This window comes from Gluconobacter sp. P1D12_c (assembly GCF_018812105.1).
Taxonomy (GTDB): Bacteria; Pseudomonadota; Alphaproteobacteria; order Acetobacterales; family Acetobacteraceae; genus Gluconobacter; species Gluconobacter oxydans_A.
Map to the genome: position 1 here is coordinate 138,708 of NZ_JACSIQ010000004.1, position 15,383 is coordinate 154,090.

15 protein-coding genes are annotated in these 15,383 nt (G+C 57.5%); 7 read left to right on the forward strand and 8 right to left on the reverse strand.

What is annotated here, in order from left to right:
* The first annotated feature begins 9 nt into the window (after positions 1-9).
* The 3 genes from KP705_RS06065 to KP705_RS06075 all read left to right on the forward strand — a co-directional run bounded on the left by KP705_RS06065 (position 10) and on the right by KP705_RS06075 (position 3,683).
* Entirely contained in the window at positions 10-816 is an 807-nt protein-coding gene (locus tag KP705_RS06065) for an inositol monophosphatase family protein (protein WP_046901445.1), read from the forward strand.
* Between the two features lie 80 nt (positions 817-896).
* The gene (gene serA / locus KP705_RS06070; protein ID WP_046901444.1) at positions 897-2,144 is read left to right on the forward strand and encodes a phosphoglycerate dehydrogenase; all 1,248 of its coding nucleotides are present in this window, start codon (positions 897-899) and stop codon (positions 2,142-2,144) included.
* A gap of 36 nt (positions 2,145-2,180) precedes the next feature.
* On the forward strand, positions 2,181-3,683 hold the full coding sequence (locus tag KP705_RS06075) for a YifB family Mg chelatase-like AAA ATPase (protein WP_046902055.1): 1,503 nt from the start codon (positions 2,181-2,183) through the stop codon (positions 3,681-3,683).
* On the opposite strand, the gene KP705_RS06080 is transcribed toward KP705_RS06075, so the two are convergent.
* Genes KP705_RS06080 through KP705_RS06090 form a run of 3 tightly spaced genes read right to left on the reverse strand, consistent with a single transcriptional unit; the run spans position 3,663 to position 5,983 of the window.
* Positions 3,663-3,872 carry a hypothetical protein gene (locus KP705_RS06080; RefSeq protein WP_215764182.1) on the reverse strand — a complete coding sequence of 70 codons (210 nt, stop codon included), beginning with the start codon at positions 3,870-3,872 and terminating at the stop codon, positions 3,663-3,665. The genes KP705_RS06075 and KP705_RS06080 overlap by 21 nt on opposite strands.
* Positions 3,872-5,089, reverse strand: coding sequence for a cystathionine beta-lyase (gene metC / locus KP705_RS06085; protein WP_046901443.1), 1,218 nt, complete (start codon positions 5,087-5,089; stop codon positions 3,872-3,874). Before metC ends, KP705_RS06080 begins: the two co-directional genes overlap by 1 nt.
* Positions 5,090-5,092: 3 nt before the next feature.
* Positions 5,093-5,983, reverse strand: a complete 891-nt coding sequence (locus KP705_RS06090) for a sulfurtransferase (protein ID WP_235271800.1) — start codon at positions 5,981-5,983, stop codon at positions 5,093-5,095.
* Between the two features lie 51 nt (positions 5,984-6,034).
* On the opposite strand from KP705_RS06090, the gene KP705_RS06095 reads away from it, so the two are divergent.
* Complete coding sequence (locus KP705_RS06095) at positions 6,035-7,111, forward strand: AI-2E family transporter (protein WP_046901442.1); 1,077 nt, start codon at positions 6,035-6,037, stop codon at positions 7,109-7,111.
* Positions 7,108-7,734, forward strand: a complete 627-nt coding sequence (locus tag KP705_RS06100; protein WP_046901441.1) for an endonuclease/exonuclease/phosphatase family protein — start codon at positions 7,108-7,110, stop codon at positions 7,732-7,734. The genes KP705_RS06095 and KP705_RS06100 overlap by 4 nt, the downstream gene beginning before the upstream one ends.
* A 3-nt stretch (positions 7,735-7,737) precedes the next feature.
* Here the strand turns inward: KP705_RS06100 and cls are convergent, their stop codons facing one another.
* Positions 7,738-9,150, reverse strand: coding sequence for a cardiolipin synthase (cls, locus tag KP705_RS06105; RefSeq protein ID WP_046901440.1), 1,413 nt, complete (start codon positions 9,148-9,150; stop codon positions 7,738-7,740).
* A 115-nt stretch (positions 9,151-9,265) separates the two neighbouring features.
* Here cls and KP705_RS06110 point away from each other — a divergent pair, with 115 nt between their 5' ends.
* The gene (locus tag KP705_RS06110; RefSeq protein WP_046901439.1) at positions 9,266-9,982 is read left to right on the forward strand and encodes an arginyltransferase; all 717 of its coding nucleotides are present in this window, start codon (positions 9,266-9,268) and stop codon (positions 9,980-9,982) included.
* 2 nt (positions 9,983-9,984) lie between these two features.
* Here the strand turns inward: KP705_RS06110 and parC are convergent, their stop codons facing one another.
* On the reverse strand, positions 9,985-12,195 hold the full coding sequence (gene parC / locus KP705_RS06115) for a DNA topoisomerase IV subunit A (RefSeq protein ID WP_046901438.1): 2,211 nt from the start codon (positions 12,193-12,195) through the stop codon (positions 9,985-9,987).
* On the opposite strand from parC, the gene KP705_RS06120 reads away from it, so the two are divergent.
* Positions 12,172-12,648, forward strand: a complete 477-nt coding sequence (locus KP705_RS06120) for a hypothetical protein (protein WP_046901437.1) — start codon at positions 12,172-12,174, stop codon at positions 12,646-12,648. The genes parC and KP705_RS06120 overlap by 24 nt on opposite strands.
* Here KP705_RS06120 and recO read toward each other — a convergent pair.
* From recO to rpsB, 3 genes are all read right to left on the reverse strand, one after another.
* Positions 12,608-13,405, reverse strand: a complete 798-nt coding sequence (gene recO / locus KP705_RS06125) for a DNA repair protein RecO (protein ID WP_046902053.1) — start codon at positions 13,403-13,405, stop codon at positions 12,608-12,610. The two genes, KP705_RS06120 and recO, sit on opposite strands and share 41 nt — an antisense overlap.
* 123 nt (positions 13,406-13,528) lie before the next feature.
* The gene (tsf, locus tag KP705_RS06130) at positions 13,529-14,437 is read right to left on the reverse strand and encodes a translation elongation factor Ts (RefSeq protein ID WP_046901436.1); all 909 of its coding nucleotides are present in this window, start codon (positions 14,435-14,437) and stop codon (positions 13,529-13,531) included.
* Between the two features lie 102 nt (positions 14,438-14,539).
* Entirely contained in the window at positions 14,540-15,334 is a 795-nt protein-coding gene (gene rpsB / locus KP705_RS06135) for a 30S ribosomal protein S2 (protein ID WP_046901435.1), read from the reverse strand.
* Positions 15,335-15,383: the final 49 nt, after the last annotated feature.

The following is a 15,383-nucleotide window of genomic DNA, read 5'->3' on the forward strand; positions in this document are numbered from 1 at the left end:
AAAGAAAATATGAGCGAAACAGTTCTGGAAAAGGCACTTGTCGTCGCCGAAGCCTGTGCAGACGCTGCCCGCGAGACGGTCATTCCCCATTTCCGCACCTCACTACAGGCTGATGCCAAATCCGATGACAGCCCGGTCACTGTTGCAGATCGTGCGGCTGAAAAAGTCATGCGCTCCATTCTGGAAGATGCTCTGCCAGAGCACGCTATCCTGGGCGAAGAAAGCGGAATGAGCGGTCACAAAGGAGACTGGCTCTGGGTGTTGGACCCGATCGACGGAACACGCGCATTCCTGACCGGCCGCCCAACCTTCGGAACCCTTATTTCGCTTTTCCATAAAGGACGACCTGTCCTCGGGTTGATTGACCAACCGCTGACGGGCGAACGGTGGATCGGCCTTGCCGGACAGCGGACACGCTTTGTGTCCACCCGACTGCCCGGTCAGATTGGCACACGCGTATGCCCGGTTCTTGGGCAGGCTGAACTGTCCTGCACATCCCCGGAAATCATGACGCCCGATCACGCACCACGCTTTGCGAACCTCCAGAAGCAGGTCCGGCGGACATCATGGGGCGGCGACTGTTACGCGTACGGTCTACTGGCGCTTGGCCAGATCGATGTAATCGCCGAATGCACCATGAACCCATGGGACTGGGGGGCGCTTGTTCCAGTCATTGAGGGCGCAGGCGGCAGCATCACGGACTGGCAGGGCAAGCCTCTTACGCTCGAAAGTGATGGAACCGTTCTGGCGTGCGGCAACCCTGCCCTGCTCACAGACATCGTGAACCACCTTTCCCATCCGGGAACGATGGGCTAGGCATGACGCCCCGGTGATCATGGGCCGGGACAGGTTGGAATGAGAGCCGGAGCCTTCCGGTTCAGGACCGGGATGGAAATATGGAAACGCACTTCTCTCTCCCCAAGAACAAGATCCGCATCCTCCTGCTTGAAGGCATCCATGAGAGTGCTGTCGAGCATTTTAATGTGCAGGGTTATGCAGAGGTCACGCGTCTGAAAGGCGCTCTTGAAGGCGATGCCCTCAAGGAAGCACTGCAAGGCGTGCACATGGTGGGTATTCGCAGCCGGACGCAGTTGACGCGCGAAGTCATTGAATCCGCTGATCGGCTGATGGCCATCGGCTGCTTCTGCATCGGGACAAATCAGGTCGATCTGACCGCCGCCCGCATGGCCGGTATTCCGGTCTTCAACGCGCCTTACAGCAACACGCGCTCCGTCGCCGAACTGGTGATGGGTGAAGTAGTTATGCTGATGCGCCGCATTCCATCCCGTTCTGAACAGTGCCACCAGGGTGGCTGGGACAAATCCGCCATTAATGCGTGGGAAGTCCGTGGTAAGACGCTCGGTATCGTCGGTTACGGTTCCATCGGTTCACAGCTTTCCGTTCTGGCCGAAGCCTTTGGCATGCGCGTCCTGTATTACGACATCATGCCCCGCCTCCCGCACGGTAACGCCGTTGCAGTCGCGACGCTCAAGGACCTTCTTGCCAAGTCCGATATCGTCACACTGCACGTTCCCCAGACACCGGACACAGACCTCCTGATCGGAGAAGCCGAGATCCGGGCCATGAAGCCCAACTCGATTCTCCTCAATAACGCCCGTGGCAGTGTCGTTGACCTTGAAGCTCTGGCTGCAGCCCTCAAGGACGGCCATCTCATGGGTGCTGGCGTGGATGTGTTCCCAGTGGAGCCCAAAGTTGCAGGAGAGCGTTTCGTTTCCCCGCTTCAGGGCCTGGAAAACGTTATTCTCACCCCGCATATCGGCGGCTCTACCATGGAAGCACAGGAGCGGATTGGCGTTGAAGTCGCCCGCAAGCTTGTGGATTACTCCGATGTTGGTTCCACTATTGGTGCCGTGAATTTCCCGAGCGTGCAGCTCCCGGAGCGGCCACGTGGCACGCGTTTCATGCACGTTCATGCCAACCGTCCCGGCATCATGCGCCAGATCAACGAACTGTTTGCAGCCGAGAACTGCAATGTGACGGCACAGTATCTGCAGACGGACGGTGAAGTCGGTTACGTTGTCGTCGAGGCTGAATCTACGGGCCCCGATATGGACCAGCACCTTCTGGATGGCCTACGCGCCCTTGATGGAACGCTTCGTGCGCGCCTGATTTACCAGCGTTAACCATCCAGTAATATGTTCTGGCTAAGATCTCGTTCCATGACGACATCTGGCCAGAACACTCCTACCCTTGCCCGTATCCAAAGCTTTGCCTTTTCTGGAATCGAAGCTGTTCCGGTTACGGTTGAAGTTCAGGTCTCGACAGGGCTTCCAGCGTTTCTGCTGGTCGGCATGGCGGACAAATCGGTCGGCGAAGCACGCGAGCGTGTCCGTGCTGCTCTGACATCCATGGGCCTGGCCCTTCCTCCAAAACGTATTCTGGTCAATCTCGTCCCCGCAGACCTCGCCAAGGAAGGTGCACATTTTGACCTTCCCATCGCGCTCGGGCTTTTGGTCGCCATGGGCATTCTGCCGTTCGAGGCTGTCTCTGCCTATGCGGCCGTCGGTGAGCTTTCGCTGGACGGACGGATCAACCCGGTTAACGGTGTTTTATCCGCAGCCCTTGGTGCTGCAGCACATTCTCTAGGGTTAATCTGCCCGGCGCTGCAGGGAAGAGAGGCACGCTGGGGCAATCCAGACCAAGACATTCTGGCTCCAGACACCCTGCTCGGCGTTGTGTCTCATTTCCGTGGCGAACAGGTTTTAACGCCCGTTCCCGCGGCAGAAGGATACACTCCGGATTATGGCCCTGACCTCGCTGACGTGAAGGGCATGGCTCTTGGGCGTCGAGCACTTGAAATTGCCGCCGCTGGCGGACATTCCGTCCTCATGAGCGGACCACCAGGTGCTGGAAAATCCATGCTTGCGTGCAGATTGCCCGGTATCTTGCCGGATCTGACGACTGAGGAAATGCTGGAAACAAGCCGGATCCACAGTGTGTCAGGGCTCTTGAAAGGCGGTCGCCTGACAATCCGGCCGCCCTATCGTGCGCCTCATCACAGCGCCAGTTTGCCCGCGATGGTCGGTGGCGGAGCCAAAGCACGACCCGGCGAAGTCAGCCTTGCCCATAATGGTGTGCTTTTCCTGGATGAATTGCCCGAATTCTCGCGGTCATGTCTGGAAGCACTGCGACAACCTATCGAGACCGGCTCAATTTCAATCGCCCGCGCGGCCCAGCACACAACCTACCCAGCCCGTTTTCAGTTCATCGCGGCCATGAATCCCTGCCGTTGCGGATATCTGGGAGACCCGGAACGGAGTTGCCGCAAAGCCCCTCGATGCGGAGAAGATTACAGCGCAAAGATCTCAGGTCCGATGATGGATCGCATGGATCTCTGCGTGCAAATTGACCCGCTCTCGCCCATCGAGATCAGTCGTGCTCCCCGGGGTGAAGACAGTGCAACCGTCCGTGCCCGCGTTGAAAAAGCACGCGATCGACAGATTACCCGTCAGAACGTGTGCAATGCCCAGGCCTCGCCAGACCTGTTTGTCATGGACGATGACGCAAGGTCCCTGGCTGAACAGGCTGCCGAAAAACTGCGCCTTTCAAATCGCGGCCTGACACGCCTGATGCGCGTCTCCCGAACAATTGCTGATCTGGAAGGAACGCAGCAGATCCAGCGCCACCATGTGGCAGAAGCGCTAGGGTTTCGGCGGCGGTGATCCGTTCTTGCGACGCTTCAGATCCAGAAAGGATGGAATCATTGCGGCCATGATGAACAGCGTGATCCAGAAATTAATCCTCAGGAAAAACGCCGTTCCAAACAGCCAGACGCCATACAGCAAGGTCGCAGTCATCAAGACATACCCGCAGACCATGACCCACCAGATCATCCATTCCTTGCGTGGCATTACTGATCGACCTGCCGCAAACCGTCCAGGCCCCGCGCCAGATCCGCCTTGAGATCATCTACACTTTCAAGACCGATATGCAGACGGAACGTCGCGGCCTTTGGAGCCCCAGCTTCGGTCACACGCCGGACATGGCCTGTGGTCGGAAGAACAAGGCTCTCGTAACCGCCCCATGAGGCGCCGATCCCAAACATGCTCAGACCATCAATCATGCGTTCCGCAGCTTCGACACTGATATCTGGTTGCAGTTCAACACCGAACAGACCGCAAGCCCCCGTAAAATCGCGCTTCCAGAATTCATGCCCGGGGCAGTCTTGCAGAGCGGGGTGCAGAACCCGGGTAACTTCGGGGCGCGTCTTTAGCCACTGTGCAATCTCAAGAGCCGAACGCGACTGATGTGTGAGGCGCACTCCCATAGTTCGCAGGCCACGCAAGGTGAGCCAGCAGTCATCCGGGCTTGCGCACTGACCTAACTGGATGGACGCATCCCGCAGGGTTTTCCAGTGTGTCTCATCATTAACCGTGATCGACCCGATAATGACGTCCGAGTGGCCACCGGGATATTTCGTCAGAGCCTGAATGGACACGTCCACGCCATGTTCAAACGGCTGAAACACGCCAATGCCCCAAGTATTATCCAGAAACAGCAACGCGTCCGCCTGATGAGCGACATCTGCCAGCATCGGCACATCCTGCACCTCGAATGTATGGCTTCCCGGACTCTCCGCCAGAATAATCCGGGTCTCGGCTCGAGTCAGCGCCTCAATCTCTGCACGCGTCGCCATGGGAGCATAATAGGTTGTGCTGATGCCCATCCGCTTAAGCATCGTATCTGCGAAACGACGTGTCGGACCATAAACCGAATCGGGAAGCAAAAGATGATCGCCCTGCCCCAGAAATGCCAGAAGCGGCGTCGTGCAGGCACTCAGACCAGAATTGACGACCTGCGTATGCGTTCCCCCCTCAATGAGCGACAGGAGCTTTTCCAGCTCATGCTGAACGGGCGTACCCATGGCGCCATATACGGCCTTATGCGAATGGCTTCGACCATCCATCCGGTTCATGGCTTCAAGGCTTGGGAAAAGAACTGTCGAGCCCCGTGTGACAGGAAGGTTCACAAGCGTGCCGCTCTCCCTGACGTCGGCCCGGCCACCCTGCACCAGCGTTGACGCCAGACGGTTCCAGCCAGCACTCACCTTCGTTTCAAGGTCGCTCATGTCTTATTCTTCTCCCGTCACGATGGGTGCTTGTGGATCGCTACCCCATTCAGCCCATGACCCATCATATAACGCGCCATCTGGCAGCCCAGCGATTGCGAGACCAGCAAGGAGCGTTGCCGCCGTCAAACCTGACCCGCAACTGGTAATCACCCGCCGCCCAGCGACCGAAGCAAACAGATCTTGCAGAGACTCAACGGGCAGAAAATGACCGGCCTTATCCACAAGCTGCGTCCAGTCGAGGCTGAGAGCTCCCGGCATATGCCCCCCTCGGACACCAGAGCGAGGTTCTGGCACAGACGCTGTGAAACGGGCATGGCTTCGCGCATCCAGCACGACAGTGTGCGCGTCAGCGTTCAGAATGTCGCCGCTTCCAGCGAGTAACCGGTATTGTGGACGCGCCCTGTAGGACACTGGCTGTATCGACACCGGGACACCGTGTTCCAATGCGCCGCCCGCGATTTCCCAGGCTGCCAGTCCGCCATCCAGAACCTTCACGTTCTGATGCCCGAAAAGACGGGCCAACCACCACCCCCGGCATGCCCCGACACTTCCTTTGCCGTCATAGAAGACAAGAGGTGTCTCTTCACTCAGCCCCAGTTCACCCATGAGACGGGAGAACCGGGCGGCACCCGGCACCGTATGTGGGAGCGGACTGTCTGGATCGGCAAAAACATCAATGTCGAATCGGCGCGCATTTGGAAGGCGACGTTCAAGAAAAGCTGCGTCCACATCGCCCTGCTGACCCGGCAGAAGAACACTGGCGTCGAGCGGAACATATGCCGTCCCAACAGAAAGGAGGTCTTTTGCGGTGATAAGGGGTGAGTTCGTCATGTATCCACCATAGGTCGAGGGATGCGCAGAACGCCAGAGCGTGGCACACTGTCCAGTCATGAACATGCAGGTCCCAGCCTTGAAGCCTCTGACCGTCCGGAAAACCATTGCATGAAGACCGAACGGATCATTCTTGGCTTCGTCCTTGTCGGAATTGCCTATGGATGTGGAATCATCCTCTGGCCATTTCTTTCGGCCATCCTTTGGGCGGCAATTCTGACTTTTGCGAGTTGGCCCATCTATCGGTGGCTGCGACGCCATATTCGTCCGGCTCTCGCCGCACTCACTATGATGATGCTCAGCGCCGTGACCATTATCGTGCCTCTGTCAGTTCTGACATCTGCCGGAATCAGCGATATTCCAGCAACCATCGCAAGCCTGGACACGCTGCTTCTCAAAGCCGCCTCAGCTGGCCCACCCCCGGCATGGATGGGGCGCATCCCTATGGCTGGTCCACACCTGGTCGAAGGTTGGTATCATCTGACGCATGACGTGGGTGCCGCCACGGAGATGCTGCGTCCTTACTTCGGACAGATCGCTCATTTCACGCTTGCCGTTCTTGTGAAACTGGCCAGCGGTCTCGTTGAGCTGGTCATGGCGCTGTTCGTCGCATTCTTCCTCTGGTTGAACGGCGATGCCCTTGGCATGACCATTACGGCCCTCATCGCTCGCATTGCTGGCCCACGCGCTACACCGCGCCTCATCAACGTCATTGGTCGGACCATCCGTGGCACTGTGTACGGCGTGCTCGGAACAGCCATCATTCAAGGCGTCCTGACCGGGATTGGCCTTATGATTGCAGGTGTCCCATCGCCCGTTCTCCTGGCAGGTATCGCAGCTTTCGTGGCGGTCTTTCCCATCGGAGCACCGTTGATCTGGATTCCCGCCGCCATCTGGCTGGCCATGACCCATCATGTCGGACATGGCCTTTTTCTGGCGGCTTATGGTGTCATCGTCATTTCAGGCGCAGACCACCTGATCCGCCCGATTTTCATTTCACGGGGAGCACAACTCCCTTATCTCCTGACCGTTCTAGGCGTTCTGGGAGGCGTGGTGGCCTTTGGCGGACTGGGGATTTTTCTCGGCCCGGTTCTTCTGGCCATCGGCTACACCCTGACAAGTGAGTTCGCTGCTGGTCCGCACAGGCCACAATCAGGCCCCCTTTATATTTCGGAGTCTCCCAAGTGACGGCATCCCTTATGTCTGGCGCGCCGTTCCGCGTTCTAAGCTGGAACCTTCTGCGCTGGGACGGCGCATCACTGGAAGACATTCTGACCGTCATTCGCTCGGAAAACCCGGACGTCGTTCTGATGCAGGAAGCTCAGGAGCCCGTAGATGTCCTACCGGAAATTCTGGGCGGATATTATGATCGTATCCCGCTTCCTGGTCGGCCACATGGCACAGCCTGCTGGAGCCGCCTGCCCTTTACGCAGCCTCCGTCTTTCTGTCATCTGCCGCGTGGCCTGATGGTCAAGCGTACTGCGCAAATTCTCGATTTCGGAAATTTCTCACTGGCCAACGTCCATCTGTCGCACGGTCAGATCCTGAACCGCAGGCAATTACGTAGTCTGACAGCTAACATGCATCGGCGTGCTGTCATTATGGGGGACTTCAATCTTGTTGGCCCTGTGCTTTTGCCCGGCTTTCACGATGTTGGCCCTCGTGAAAAGACACATCGCATGCTGGATCGCCTTCCCTTGCGACTGGACCGATGCCTCGTACGTGGCGTGAACCGCCTTGAGGCGAAGGCCCTGCCACGCTTTGGCTCTGACCACCGACCAATTTCCGTGACGCTGCGCCTCAATCCCTGACGGTTACAGGTAAGGAAGAAAAAGCCGAAGCGCAGAATTGCGAATCTGGATCAGATACGGCGTCCGATCAATATCGTGATGGGTCAGGCGGTTTTTCCGGTGACTATCCATGAACGCAGACAGGTCGCGCGCGACCCCCGTATCGTAAATTTCCAGATTGATTTCGAAATTCAACCGCAGAGACCGTACGTCTAGATTAGTGCTGCCAACAAAGCTCCATTCATCATCCACAACCATGAGCTTGGAGTGATTGAAGGGCGGGTCGGCCATCCATACGCGGCACCCGGCATCCAGAAACGGCCTCAGATTGGCATCCCGTGCATAATCAATGATGGCATGGTTGCTGCTCTTGGGCACGACAACGTCAATCACCACACCTCGTAGAGCGGCCAAATTCAATGCAGCTGAAAATCGATCGTCTGGCAGAAAATATGGCGTCATGAGGCGAACATGCGTCTTTGCCAACGTGATGGCCTGAAGCATTCCATATTCAATCTTCTCCAGATCCGCATCCGGCCCAGACGTGACAATCCGCATGGGCACGTCCCCAACCGGAACTGGCTCAGGCAGATACGGCTCCCCACGAAGCTCTTCTCCGGTTGTAAAAGACCAATCCCAGGCGAATGCTACGGAAAGCTGGTGCACTATCGGCCCACGCAACTGGAAATGCGTGTCCGCAACCGGAAGTTTGGTGCGGAGACGAAGCATGTTCTCCTCACCAATATTCAGCCCACCCATGAAACCGAGACGACCATCCACCACCAGAATTTTACGGTGATTGCGGAGGTTGATGAACGGCATGCGCCACGGCCACACAGAATGCATAAACCGCGAACACTTCACACCGTCCCGTCGCAGACGGCGCTCTATCGCACACCTGAAATATCCACTCCCGATTCCATCGACCAGAACACGAACTTCGACGCCCCGTTTGTGTGCTTCGACCAGAGCTTCCGCGAACATTTCTCCGATCCTGTCGGCCCGGAAAATGTAAGAGCACAGCACGATCGACGTCTGCGCGTGATTGATGGCTTCGATCATGACGGGATAGGCGTTATCCCCATCATGCAACACCTTGACGGAGTTCCCCCCCATCAGCGGCCGCTCTGTCAGTCGTCCGAGCATCTTCGCCAATGGCGCCAGATGGCCGTCCATCACCTGCCGGTATTTGGCGAGCAGCTCCCGTCCTTCCCAGGAATGATGATCGATCATCTTCCGGGCTCGGCGGTGCACCCGGTTGATGCCGAACATCAGATAAAGCGCTGTCCCGACAAACGGCCCGACCCAGCACACGCCAATCCACCCGGCACAGGCAGACGTATTCCGTTTATGCCGCAGCGCATGGAGCGTCACGCAAATGGGAAGCGCCCAGCGAAAAAACGTCAGAACACAATCCAGAATGGTCCAGTGCCTCATAAAACTCCCAATCAGGCCGAGGCTAAACTCTTCCCGCAAAGATGATGGATGCGCCAGCGTCCTGTCTGGGTTAGGCTGAAGAACGCATCTGGTTTTCCATTGGAGGAGCGGCCCTGTGCAACACCGCCCACAGCTCTTCTATACAACCGAGCCAGCACCATGCCCGTACCTGCCTGATCGCATGGAGCGCAAGGTTCTGACTGATCTTTCCGGCCCGAATGCTTCGGCATTGCATGACCGTCTGTCTCAGGCTGGCTTCCGGCGCAGCCATACAATCGCTTACGCCCCTGTCTGCATCGACTGCCGGGCCTGCAAACCCCTGCGCCTTCCTGTAGGACTCTTCACGCCTTCGCGTGCCCAGAAGCGCGTCTGGAAGCATCACGAAAATACCAATGCTGTCATCATACCGCCGGTGCCAACGCAGGAGCAGTTTGCCCTGTTCCATGCCTACCAGGAAAGCCGGCACACGGACGGCGACATGGCCCACATGTCCTGGCAGGATTACGTCGAACTGATTTCCAACACGCCGGTGGAAACGGTTGTCGTGGAATTTCGAACCCCTGAAGGCCAACTCGTCTGCGTCAGCCTCGTGGATATTATGTCTGACGGCCTGTCCGCAGTTTATACGTTCTACGATACATCCAGCCCGACGGCCTCCTGGGGAACCTATTCAATCCTGACGCTGATCAATCTGACCAAGCGGCGCGGAAGCCTTCACCTCTATCTGGGCTATTACGTCCCCGGCAGCCGGAAAATGGCTTACAAGGCCACCTTCCGTCCGGCTGAGATCTTCCAGGCCGGTCACTGGGAAACGTTGGCCGCACCGGTCTGACATCAGCTGGGCTTGCGCAGGATCCATTGCGGAGCGGCACGCCCAACTGCACCGCGCCGTCCTTCAAGCGGGGCCAGATCAGCAGCAGGTCGTACACGCTGCCCGGGCTGCCACAGAAGGCCATCTTCAAGCGTAAACGCTCGAAGATCCCGCAATGTGCTATCTCCCAGCTTCTGCAGAGAGACGCCTGACCCACGCGTCATCTCAGGAACCTGCTCCATTGGGAAAATAAGAACGCGCTTGTTATGCCCAACCGCCAGAACATGCGTTCCAACTGCCGGAATACAGGCAAAAACGCTTTCCCCATTCTTGACGTTAAACACCTGCTTGCCTGTCCGCTTTTCAGCAACGATACCGGCCTCAGAGACAATCATGCCACGCCCGCTTTCGGACGCGATCAGGCGTCTGCCATCTTCCGTCACGGGGAACATCGCCACGATGCGTTCTTCCTGCGCGATATCCATCAGCGTCCGTACCGGCTGACCGAAACCACGTCCGCGGGGTAGATCCGCAGCCTTGAGTGTGAACGCCTTTCCGCCGCTGGCGATCAGGCAGACCCGGTCTGTGCTCTGACACTCCGCCATCAGCCCTGGTGAATCGCCTTCCTTGAAGCGATGGCCTTCCGGGTCCAATCCGTGACCTTTCATGGCCCGTATCCAGCCTTCGCTGGACAGCAGGATTGTCAGAGGCTCACGATCAACCTCCAGAGCCGCTGAAATGTCGATGGCTTTGGGCGGTTCAGCAATTGTTGTCCGGCGATCACCTAATGGGCCACTGCCGAATTTCTTGATCGTGGCGTCCAGATCTTTGCCGATCCGTGTCCAGCGCCGCTTTTCAGACCCCAGAAGGGTTTCAAGAGACTTCCGCTCATCCGCCAGCGCATCACGTTCTTTGCGGATTTCCATCTCTTCCAGGCGCCGCAAAGAGCGCAGACGCATATTCAGCACAGCTTCCGCCTGAATATCCGTCAAAGTAAAGGTCTTCATAAGGCAGACCTTGGGCTCATCTTCTTCTCTGATGATGCGGATAACCTCATCAAGATTCAGATAAACCGCCAGAAAGCCGTCAAGAATTTCCAGTCGACGCAGGACTGCCGCAAGGCGATGGTTGGAACGTCGAACCAGCACTTCATGCACATGTGCCAGCCAAGCCTGAATGACCTGCTTGATCGACAGAACACCCGGTACACGATCCCCGCCAAGAACATTCATGTTCAGACTGAACCGGCTCTCAAGTGCCGTGTTGCGGAACATCGTCTCCATCAGGACCTCAGGATCACACCCCTTGGTCTTGGGCTCCAGCACCAGACGAATTTCCATGGTGCTTTCATCCCGGACATCCCCGAGCAAGGGCAGCTTACGCTGCTCCATCAACTCGGCGATCTGTTCGATCAGCCGGGATTTCTGCACCTGATAGGGAATTTCAGTGACGACAATGCACCACGTACCGAAACGTCCCTGTTCAACTTCCCAGCGCGCCCGTGTCCGGAAACTGCCTCGGCCGGTTTCGTAAGACCGGATAATCGAATCCCGATCTTCCACCAGAATGCCACCGGTCGGGAAGTCAGGGCCTGGGATGTAATCGACAAGTTCCGCAACTGTTGCTTCAGGCTTCTCAATCAAAAGCTTTGCAGCGCGGCAGATTTCACCAGCATTGTGAGGCGGAATGCTTGTCGCCATGCCCACCGCAATACCCGCGGAGCCATTGGCCAGAAGGTTCGGGAACGTCCCAGGCAGGACAATCGGTTCGTGATCTTCGTTGTCGTAAGTAGGCCGGAAGTCGACAGCATCATCGTTGATGCCATCCAGCAGCGTCTGGGCAATCTCTGTCAGTCGGCTTTCCGTGTATCGCATGGCAGCCGCGCCATCACCGTCGATGGAACCAAAGTTACCCTGCCCCTCAACCAACGGATAACGGACGGCAAAATCCTGCGCCAGACGCACCAGCGCTTCGTAAACGGACGCATCACCATGCGGATGAAACTTACCGATCACGTCACCGACGACACGTGCACACTTTTTAAACCCTGATGTGGGATCAAGGCGTAGCTGCTGCATCGCATAGAGGAGGCGCCGGTGCACCGGCTTGAGACCATCACGCACATCCGGAAGGGACCGCGACATGATCGTCGACATCGCATACGCAATATATCGCTCGCTCAGAGCCTCCGCGAGCTTGGTATCCTCAATATGACCCGCCAGATCAACGCCCATGCACTTCCCCTTTTCTCCGCAGGAATTAGACACTGGCGCCCGCTTCTGTCCAGCGCCGCCCTCGTTCTTCTTTCGGCCTGTTCACCCTACCGACCCATCCTCCATGAGGAGGATACACTGGCTCGCAGCGGCTTTGTCGCCCATCCAGCCGATACAACAGCCCGCTGGCAAATGATGAACCTGCTTCCTGCCAACACCATGACGTACCGCATGCAAGGCAATATTCCGGTCCTGCTCTATGCGGATCCGACAGCCTGCGGGTGCGTCTATATGGGCAACATGTCAGCTTACCACGCTTATCAGTCCGGCCACCATGTCTCTGCGAATGAAGAACAACGTATGACCGCAGAAATTAATCAGCATCCGGGATGGGACTGGTCAGTCTGGAGCTGGCGCGCAGACCCGGATGTCGTCAGTGGCCTTCGCCCAGGTCCGGTTCAGGTGCAATACTGACCGCATCACTCTGCAACTCGTTTGGCTCCGTCAATTTACGGACGCGTTCGAAAAGCCTTTCGCGGGCTGCAGGCAATGGTTGATGCCGCACGCCAAAGACCCAGCGTGCCAGGAAATGACCTGTCAGGGTCATTCCCTGTAGCCATTCGTCAGGCAGGCCTTCTTCTTCGTCATCTCGGAGGAAGGCCGGAAGCGGCAATAGACGGTCCCGCCATTCTCCTGCTCCCGCAACGCTGACAGCCCGGCCAGATCGTGGAGAGACAAAATCCAGATCTTCAGTCATCTCCGTAACTGCACAGGTCGAAAGATCAAGACCGTACCCAAGGCCACCGAGCAGTTCACGTTCCCAGCGAATATAGGCCGCCATGGGGGGCGGCTCCGGAGCAACAGCGATCAACGTCAGCAGGCGGATCAGACGCATGAAAAGCTCAGGATGAGGCTCCCCCTGTGGGAGTGCCCCGTCAGCGAGAGCACATGCACTACTGACCATCGCCAGTTGCAACGGCAAGTCCAGCAATCTGGCTCCCACACTTTGCACCGGCTCGGCAGTCACCCCTCCAAGTTGATCAGACAACCGAGCGCGCCATCTGGCCATGACAAGATTACCGGTTTGCCAAAGCGGGGCCTGTTTCCGTGAACCACCCCCACGGACCATTCCATGCGAAACACCGTGCTCTTCGCTCAATAAGTGAACAAGTGCGCTGCCTTCGCCGTAGGGTCGAACGGAGAGAACAAGCGCAGCGGCTTCCCATTCCATCATTGCAAAGCAGCCCCACAGCCCCTCAAAACAGAAAAACTCCCGCACGATAACCATGCGGGAGTTTCCAGTCTCTCGTATCCAACTGAACAGGCAAGCCCATCAGCCGGAAAAAGAAAGATCTTACTTCGTGCCAGCAGCAGCAGCCACTTCAGCAGCGAAGTCGTTTTCTTCCTTTTCGATGCCTTCGCCAAGCTGGAAGCGCTCGAAACCAATCAGCTTCGCGCCAGCCTTCTCAACGACCTTGGACACGCGGCTTTCGCCGTCCAGTACCCAGACCTGCTCAAGAAGAACAACTTCTTCATAGAACTTGCGGACACGACCTTCGACCATCTTTTCGATGATGGCTTCCGGCTTACCGGACTCACGAGCCTGCTCGATCAGAACAGCGCGCTCACGCTCCAGAGATTCCGGATCAACGCTTGCAACATCCAGAGCGGCCGGACGGGTTGCAGCAACGTGCATACCAATCTGGCGGCCAAGTGTCAGAATAGCTTCGCTCTCGGACGGTGCTTCAAGAGCAGCCAGAACGCCGATCTTGCCAATGCCCGGACGCAGTGCACTGTGCACGTAGCTTGCGACAACGCCGGTCTCTACGGACAGAACCTTGGCGCGACGGATGGACATGTTTTCACCGATCGTGGCGATCAGATGCGTCAGTTCGTCAGCAACCGTACGGCCAGACGGAACCTTGGAAGCCTTGATGGTTTCCAGGTCATCACCAACTTCCAGAGCTACCTGAGCAACCTGCTCAACGAAAGCCTGGAATGCTTCGTTACGGCCAACAAAGTCCGTCTCGGCATTGACTTCGACCATAGCGGCGCGGTTCGGGCCGGAAACAACGCCAACCAGACCTTCTGCCGTGGTACGACCAGACTTCTTGGCAGCCTGGGACAGGCCCTTCGTGCGCAGCCAGTCGATGGCGGCTTCCATGTCGCCAGAGGCTTCAGTCAGAGCCTTCTTGCAATCCATCATGCCTGCGCCGGTGCTTTCGCGTAGCTCGCGAACCAGGGCTGCGGTGATCTCTGCCATGTTCTCTTATCCCTCGAAAAGATCATGCGGCCGAGCGTAAACGCCCGACCGCATGCATGTTTTTCAGTTGCCGTGCCATCAGAGAGAACACGGCACGCTGTCTCAGTTAGCGGCTGGAGCCTGCTCACCTTCGGCGACGGCAGCTTCAAGAACTGCGGTCTCAGCCGGAAGCTCTTCTTCAGCGCCGATATCGTGGCCGGAAGCAGCCAGCTCAGCAGAAATGCCGTCCAGAACTGCGCCAGAAATCAGGTCACAGTACAGGGTGATGGCGCGGATAGCGTCGTCGTTGCCCGGGATCGGGTACGTGACACCGGCCGGGTTGGAGTTGCTGTCCAGAATGCCAATGACCGGAATGCCGAGCTTGTTGGCTTCTTCAACAGCCAGCTTTTCCTTGTTCGTGTCGATCACGAAAATCAGGTCAGGCAGGCCGCCCATTTCCTTGATACCGCCGAGGGAGCGCTCGAGCTTCTCACGGTCACGCGTGATGTCGAGAACTTCCTTCTTCGTCAGACCAGCCGTGTCACCGGACAGCATGTCGTCGATCTGGCGCAGACGCTTGATGGAGCCCGTGATGGTCTTCCAGTTCGTCAGCATGCCGCCGAGCCAGCGGTGGTTCACGTAGTACTGGCCGCAACGCTGGGCAGCTTCAGCAACATGCTCAGCAGCAGCGCGCTTCGTTCCAACGAAAAGAACGCGACCACCGTTTGCAACCGTCTCGCGGACCAGCTTCAGGGCGCGGTCCAGCAGGGGAACGGTCTGCTGCAGATCGATGATGTGGACCTGATTGCGAATACCAAACAGGTACGGCGCCATTGCAGGGTTCCAACGGCGGGTGTGGTGACCGAAGTGAACGCCGGCTTCAAGGAGCTGGCGCATGGTGAATTCTGGCATTGCCATGATTCAAATTCCTAGCATCTGGTTAGACCTCCGCATGACGACGTCCCTT

What these genes read in the sequence shown, in the direction of transcription:
- KP705_RS06065 (WP_046901445.1), top strand. Translation starts at nt 10, where the DNA reads ATGAGCGAAACAGTTCTGGAAAAGGCACTTGTCGTCGCCGAAGCCTGT.
- serA (WP_046901444.1), top strand. Translation starts at nt 897, where the DNA reads ATGGAAACGCACTTCTCTCTCCCCAAGAACAAGATCCGCATCCTCCTG.
- KP705_RS06075 (WP_046902055.1), top strand. Translation starts at nt 2,181, where the DNA reads ATGACGACATCTGGCCAGAACACTCCTACCCTTGCCCGTATCCAAAGC.
- KP705_RS06080 (WP_215764182.1), bottom strand. Translation starts at nt 3,872, where the DNA reads ATGCCACGCAAGGAATGGATGATCTGGTGGGTCATGGTCTGCGGGTAT.
- metC (WP_046901443.1), bottom strand. Translation starts at nt 5,089, where the DNA reads ATGAGCGACCTTGAAACGAAGGTGAGTGCTGGCTGGAACCGTCTGGCG.
- KP705_RS06090 (WP_235271800.1), bottom strand. Translation starts at nt 5,983, where the DNA reads ATGACTGGACAGTGTGCCACGCTCTGGCGTTCTGCGCATCCCTCGACC.
- KP705_RS06095 (WP_046901442.1), top strand. Translation starts at nt 6,035, where the DNA reads ATGAAGACCGAACGGATCATTCTTGGCTTCGTCCTTGTCGGAATTGCC.
- cls (WP_046901440.1), bottom strand. Translation starts at nt 9,150, where the DNA reads ATGAGGCACTGGACCATTCTGGATTGTGTTCTGACGTTTTTTCGCTGG.
- KP705_RS06120 (WP_046901437.1), top strand. Translation starts at nt 12,172, where the DNA reads ATGACCCGCCAGATCAACGCCCATGCACTTCCCCTTTTCTCCGCAGGA.
- parC (WP_046901438.1), bottom strand. Translation starts at nt 12,195, where the DNA reads ATGGGCGTTGATCTGGCGGGTCATATTGAGGATACCAAGCTCGCGGAG.
- recO (WP_046902053.1), bottom strand. Translation starts at nt 13,405, where the DNA reads ATGGAATGGGAAGCCGCTGCGCTTGTTCTCTCCGTTCGACCCTACGGC.
- tsf (WP_046901436.1), bottom strand. Translation starts at nt 14,437, where the DNA reads ATGGCAGAGATCACCGCAGCCCTGGTTCGCGAGCTACGCGAAAGCACC.
- rpsB (WP_046901435.1), bottom strand. Translation starts at nt 15,334, where the DNA reads ATGGCAATGCCAGAATTCACCATGCGCCAGCTCCTTGAAGCCGGCGTT.